This window comes from Deltaproteobacteria bacterium RBG_16_64_85 (assembly GCA_001798885.1).
Lineage (GTDB): Bacteria > Desulfobacterota > Deferrimicrobia > Deferrimicrobiales > Deferrimicrobiaceae > FEB-35.
Genome location: MGQW01000057.1, coordinates 1 through 5,965 on the forward strand (window position 1 = coordinate 1; position 5,965 = coordinate 5,965).

At 62.5% G+C, this 5,965-nt stretch carries 3 protein-coding genes and 2 pseudogenes; all 5 read left to right on the plus strand.

Annotated elements, in window-relative coordinates:
* Positions 1 to 1,894: pseudogene (locus A2Z13_10065) on the plus strand (hypothetical protein).
* A gap of 14 nt (positions 1,895 to 1,908) precedes the next feature.
* Positions 1,909 to 3,285: a Fis family transcriptional regulator gene (locus tag A2Z13_10070; protein ID OGP78174.1), complete on the plus strand. Its 1,377-nt coding sequence runs from the start codon at positions 1,909 to 1,911 to the stop codon at positions 3,283 to 3,285.
* Between the two features lie 63 nt (positions 3,286 to 3,348).
* Complete coding sequence (locus A2Z13_10075) at positions 3,349 to 4,962, plus strand: hypothetical protein (protein ID OGP78175.1); 1,614 nt, start codon at positions 3,349 to 3,351, stop codon at positions 4,960 to 4,962.
* A 48-nt stretch (positions 4,963 to 5,010) separates the two neighbouring features.
* The gene (locus A2Z13_10080) at positions 5,011 to 5,532 is read left to right on the plus strand and encodes a hypothetical protein (GenBank protein ID OGP78176.1); all 522 of its coding nucleotides are present in this window, start codon (positions 5,011 to 5,013) and stop codon (positions 5,530 to 5,532) included.
* A pseudogene (locus A2Z13_10085) lies at positions 5,487 to 5,965 on the plus strand (hypothetical protein). The gene A2Z13_10080 and the pseudogene A2Z13_10085 overlap by 46 nt, the downstream one beginning before the upstream one ends.

The window sequence follows — 5,965 nt, forward strand, 5'->3', positions numbered from 1 at the left end:
TCGTGGCCGCCGCAAACATCACGACCACCAGCATCAAGTCCTGGATCGGCTCGTGGCCGCCGCAAACATCACGACCACCAGCATCAAGTCCTGGATCGGCGGGAGAGTCGGCGTAGCGCTGACCGGCGCCTTGGACCTGGCGCGCGGAAAGCTGGAGGGGGAAGCCCGCCTGCTCTCGGGGCTGGTCGAGGGTGCAGCCCGCCGAATTCCACCGGCAGCTTCCGTTGAGGAGACCCGCGAGGCGCTTGGGGACGTCCGCCATGGGCACTCTCCGGAAACCTCTTTTTTCCTCGCGGACCCCGCAGGGGTTGTCACCGCAAGCGGGGAGGTTCCCTCCGCAATCGCCGCTGAAATTCTGTCGCGCCTGAAGGGGATGAAGTTTGTCGAGCAGCGGGGAAGCTCCACGACGCTGGTCGGCGACATATACGCTTCCGCTGTCCGGAGAATTCCGGACGGGCGCCTGGTCGTCGCCGTAAGGACTCTTCCCCCCGGGGAATCCAGGATGATCCGCGAAATCGCGAAAGCCTACGACGAGTACCACCAGGTGCGGCTGCTCGACGATCCCATCCGGGCCAGCTACATTGCCGTTCTGATCCTCATCACCCTGCTCATCGTCTTTGGCGCCTCCTGGATGGGGATCTACCTGGCCCGGCAGATCACCGTCCCGGTCCAGCTGCTGGCCGAAGGGACGGAGAAGGTCGCCGGGGGAGACCTCGACGTCCGCCTCGATTACAGCTCCAGCGACGAATTCGGCCACCTGGTGTCCTCTTTCAACCGGATGACCGCCGATCTCAAGGAGATGAAGCGCGATCTCGAGGAGACCAATCGTTCGCTTTCCACTACCTACGATGAGCTTCGGCGGCGGACCCAGTTCATCGAGGCGATCCTGACCAACATTTCCACGGGTGTCATCGTCATCGACCGGCACAGCCGGATCGCGATGATCAACAAGGTGGCCGAGCGGATGCTGGGGATCAAGACCGAGAAAGTCCTCGGCAAGCCGTACAAGGAGGTGATCCGCGAGGAGCACTTCGAGGCGATTCGCGCCCTCTCCCGGGAGGTCGGGGAAGCGGCGGGCAAGCAGGTGGAGCGGCAGGTCGACCTTGCCGTCGGCGGAAAGAAGATCTCCCTGCGCGTGAGCGTCACCGCACTCCACGACGACTCGGGTGGGTACATGGGGCTGGTGGTGGCCTTCGACGACCTTTCCCAGGCGATGCGCCTCCAGAAGGTGTTGGCGTGGCGCGAGGTGGCGCGCCGGATCGCCCACGAGATCCGGAATCCGCTCACCCCGATCCAGCTTTCCACCGAGCGGATGTCGAAGAAATACGCCGCCGTCCACGAGGGGGACCCGGCTTTCGCGGAGTGCACGCAGACGATCCTCTCGGAGGTGGGCACCCTCAAGCACCTCGTCGAGGAGTTCACCCGGTTCGCGAGGATGCCCGCACCGGTCTACAAGGAAGGGGACCTGACGGAGGAGCTGCGAACGGTCGTCGAGACGTACCGGACCGCCCACCCGGGAATCGTCTGGGAGCTGGAGGGGGAAGACGGCGCCGCCTGGTTCGATCCGTTCCAGATCCGCCGCGCCGTGACCAACCTGCTGGAGAACGCCGCAGCGGCCCTTGACGGGAAGGGGACCGTCAAGGTCGGGTGGGTCCGGCAAAAGGAGCTGGGACTGGTCCGGATCTCCGTTGCCGACGACGGGCCGGGGATTCCCATGGCGGACCGCGATCACCTGTTCGAGCCGTATTTCTCCCGCAAGGAAGGCGGGACGGGCCTGGGACTGGCGATCGTGAGCGCGATCGCCAGCGACCACGGAGGAACCGTCCGGGTCCGCGACAACGTCCCCCACGGGGCGGTCTTCGAAATCGAGTTCCCCGTTCGGTCCAGGGGATAGAGGTAGGCGCAGAGATGGCGTATTCCGTCCTTGTTGTCGATGACGAGATCAACATCCGGAAAACCCTCAACGGGGTGCTCACCGACGAGGGATACAAGGTACTGCTGGCGGAGACTGCGGAGAAGGCGGTGGACGTGCTGTCCCGCTCCCTCGTCGACGCCGTCCTGCTGGATGTCTGGCTGCCCGAGATGGACGGGCTGGAAGCCCTCCGGAGGATCCGTGAGATGTATCCGCTCCTGCCGGTCATCATGATCTCGGGGCACGGGACGATCGACATGGCGGTCAAGGCGGTGAAAAACGGCGCGTTCGATTTCATCGAAAAACCCATCTCCCTGGACAAGCTCCTGATCACGCTCTCACGCGCCATCGAGCGGGAGATCATGCGGTCGGAGAACGTGGAGCTCAAGGAACGGGTGGAGCGCAAGTACCGCCTGGTGGGGGAGTCGGCGGCGATGCGGAAGCTCCGCGGGGAAATCGCGGCGGCGGGGCCCACCAACGCCTCGGTGCTCATCAGCGGGGAGAACGGCTCCGGGAAGGAGATCGTCGCGCGGGAGATCCACCGCCACAGCCGCCGGGCGGGCAAACCGTTCATCGCCGTGAACTGCGCAGCCATTCCCGAGGAACTGATCGAGTCGGAGCTGTTCGGGCACGAGCGGGGCGCCTTCACGGGGGCCGTCGGCAAACGGCGCGGCCGGTTCGAGATGGCGGACGGCGGGACGCTGTTCCTGGACGAGGTGGGGGACATGAGCCCCCGGACGCAGGCCAAGATCCTGCGGGTCCTGGAAGAGAGGGCGTTCGAACGCGTCGGGGGAGGCGAGAAGATCCGCACCGACGTCCGGATCCTGGCGGCCACGAACCGGAACCTCCCGAAAGAAGTCCCCGCAGGCCGGTTCCGCGAGGATCTCTACTTCCGTCTGAACGTCTTCCCCATCTTCGTTCCGGCGCTGCGGGACCGCAAGGAAGACATCCCTCCGATCGCGAGCCACTTCATCGAGGAGATCTGCAGGGAACAGGGAAAGGAAACGAAGAAGTTCTCGGGGGAAGCGATGCAGCGGATGCTGGCGCACTCCTGGCCGGGCAACATCCGCGAACTGCGCAACGTGGTGGAGCGTCTCGTGATCCTCTCGATGGAGCAACGGATCGAGGAGGACACCGTGCGGCGGGTGTTGGCGGCCGACCTCCCCTCCCCGGAGGCGCCTCTCGCGCAGGCGTTCGACGAGGAGAATTTCCGGGAGGCGACACTGGCCTTCGAGAAGGCGTACCTGGAGCGCAAGCTCCGCGAGAACGACTTCAACGTGAGCCGCACCGCGGAGAGGCTGGGCCTGGACCGGACCAGCATCCACCGGAAGATGAAGCAGCTGGGGATCGCCGCCGAAGGCGGCCGGCGGTAGGGATCGTTGTTGCCCGAACGAATCGGCAAGTATTCGGTAATCCGCAAGATCGCTTCGGGAGGAATGGCGGAAATCTACCTTTGCCGGCTCACGGGGGATGAGGGATTTGAGAAGAAAGTCGCCGTCAAGGTAATTCACTCCCGCCTGTCAGAAGATCGGCATTTCAGGGACCTCTTCATCCGGGAAGCACGGATTGCCGCATCCCTTGTCCACCCCAACCTGATCCAGGTGTTTGATTTCGGGAAGGAGGGAAGATCCCATTACCTGGCCATGGAATTTATCGATGGCTGGAATCTGTCCCAGGCTATCTCTCAGGCGCGCTTGCACTCCATGTCGGTACCTATGCCGGTTTGGCGTTATTGGGTGGAGGGAATTCTCGCCGGGGTCAGCCACCTCCATTCACGAGGGATCGTCCATGGGGATATTAGCCCTTCTAATATCCTTCTGTCCCGGGGCGGGGTGGTGAAAATCACCGATTTTGGGATCGCCCGCGGCGCTCTTATCAAGGATGGGGGAAAATCGGGATGGGAAGGGAAGTTCGCTTATATGTCCCCCGAACAGGCGCGCGGGGAGGAAGCAAGCTCGAGTTCGGATCTCTTTGCCGCCGTGGTCATCTCCGCGGAGCTTTTCCTGCTACGGAGGCTGTTGGATGAAGGTTCACCGGAAAAAACACTTCACCAACTGCAGCGGTACGATTCGCAGGCACTGGATCTGAAGACCCTGCCCCCTGCGCTCGCCGCCACCGTACGGAAGGGACTTTCGACCGCCAGGGAAGACCGTTACGCGGATGCCGACGAATTTTCCCGGGCGGTATGTGCCGCGGTTCCTTCTTCCGCAGGGCGGACGGACTTGGAGTCCTTCTGGGATGCTCTGTTCCCAGATAGCTCTGGAGAGGAGGATACGGTTGTCGCTGGGCGTTTTCCCGGCAGAGGGTCGGATATCCTCCGGGAGACCAGGGAAGGATACGTGGGAAGGCGAGGGGACCTCGTGAAAATCAGCGTCCTCACTGCATTGGCCGCTTTATCTTTCGGGGGATGGGCAGCCTGGAAGATGACCGCTCCTTCCACATCTCCACCAGCGCCTCTACCTTCACCCGCCGCTGTTTCTCGAGATCCACACCCGCCCCCTGCGGCCGTCAATCGCAGTGGAGAGCCAAGGGAATTTCTTTCTCCGTCGGAAAAGGTGTCATCGGTCACACCGCATGTAGAGCCGCGTGCTGGCTTACTCCATACGCTCTCTAAGACCGTTCTCATCGAGACGGATCCTGGCGGGGTTTCCGTCGCCCTTGAGGATGGGACACCTCTGGGAAGAACACCGGTCAGCATCGACATTGCTCCTTGGGCGGGAAGAAAAATCGAATTTCACCGGGAAGGTTATGCCGGAAAAAGCATACAGGCCGATGTTATCGCCCAATTTAAAACCTTCAGGCTCGAAATGGAACGGCAGATGGGTACGATAGAGGTGATTCAGGCAATCCCCTGGGCGAAGGTTTTTGATGGAGACAGATACATCGGTGTTACGCCAATCCACAACATGAAACTGTCCGTGGGGCTGCATCGCCTCCGTTTTGTCAATGAACCGCTTGCCGTGGAGAAGGTTCAGGAGATCAACGTCCACATTGGCGTCAACCCCAAGCTGATTGTTTCTCTTGTAGAGAAAATATCGTCCGATTATTGACTCCTGCGTAAATAATGCAATAATGGATATCCGAGGAGGATGTCCATTATGCGCCCCAAAGGCTCTCCCGATCTGATCGCCGATCGACGCCGAAGGTCCCTGTCCCTGCTGGACGAAGGGTTTTCCCTCCACGAGGTGGCCCGCCGCGTCGGATGCCACGCCAGTTCCGTGATGCGCTGGCGCGACGAGTACGAGAAACGGGGGGAAGAATCCTTCGCCGTCCGGTTTTCCCCCGGCCGCCCTCCGAGGCTTACGGAGCGAAACCTCAAGCGCCTTGGGTCCCTGCTCCTCAGAGGCGCCGTGGCCAACGGATACCGGACGGAGATCTGGACCACGAAACGGATCGCCGAGGTGATTGCCCGGGAATGGAGGGTGCGGTACCATCCCGACCACATCGGTCGGCTGATGGCCAGGCTGGGATGGACCCACCAGAAGCCTGCGCGGCGGGCCGCCGAACGGGACGAGGAGGCCATACGAAGGTGGGTCTCGGAGGAGTGGCCCCGGGTAAAAAAAACGCCGCTCGGTTGGGTGCCCATCTCGCCTTCGTCGACGAATCCGGCTTCCTTCTGATCCCCACGGTGCGCAAGACGTGGGCACCACGGGGAGTAACCCCGGTGTGCCGGCACCCCTTTCGCCGGGAGAAGGTTTCGGCGATCTCGGCAGTTACCGTCAGCCCCCAAAAGAAACGGGTAGGACTTTACTTCCGCCTCCAGGAGACGAACATCCGGTGTGCCGACGTGGCCGCGTTCCTCCGGCACCTGCTGCGGCACTTGCGCGGACACGTCTTCGTCCTCTGGGATAACGCCGTGATCCATCGTGGCAAAGATGTCAAAACGGTGCGGCGGAGATATCCCCGTCGCCTGCACGTCGTTCCGCTGCCCGCTTACGCCCCGGAACTCAATCCCGACGAGGGGGTCTGGGGGCACGCGAAGCGTGTGTTGTCCAACGGTGGGATGGAGGATGCCGATATTTTGGGAAAGGAGGTCCGACGGGTCATGCGCCA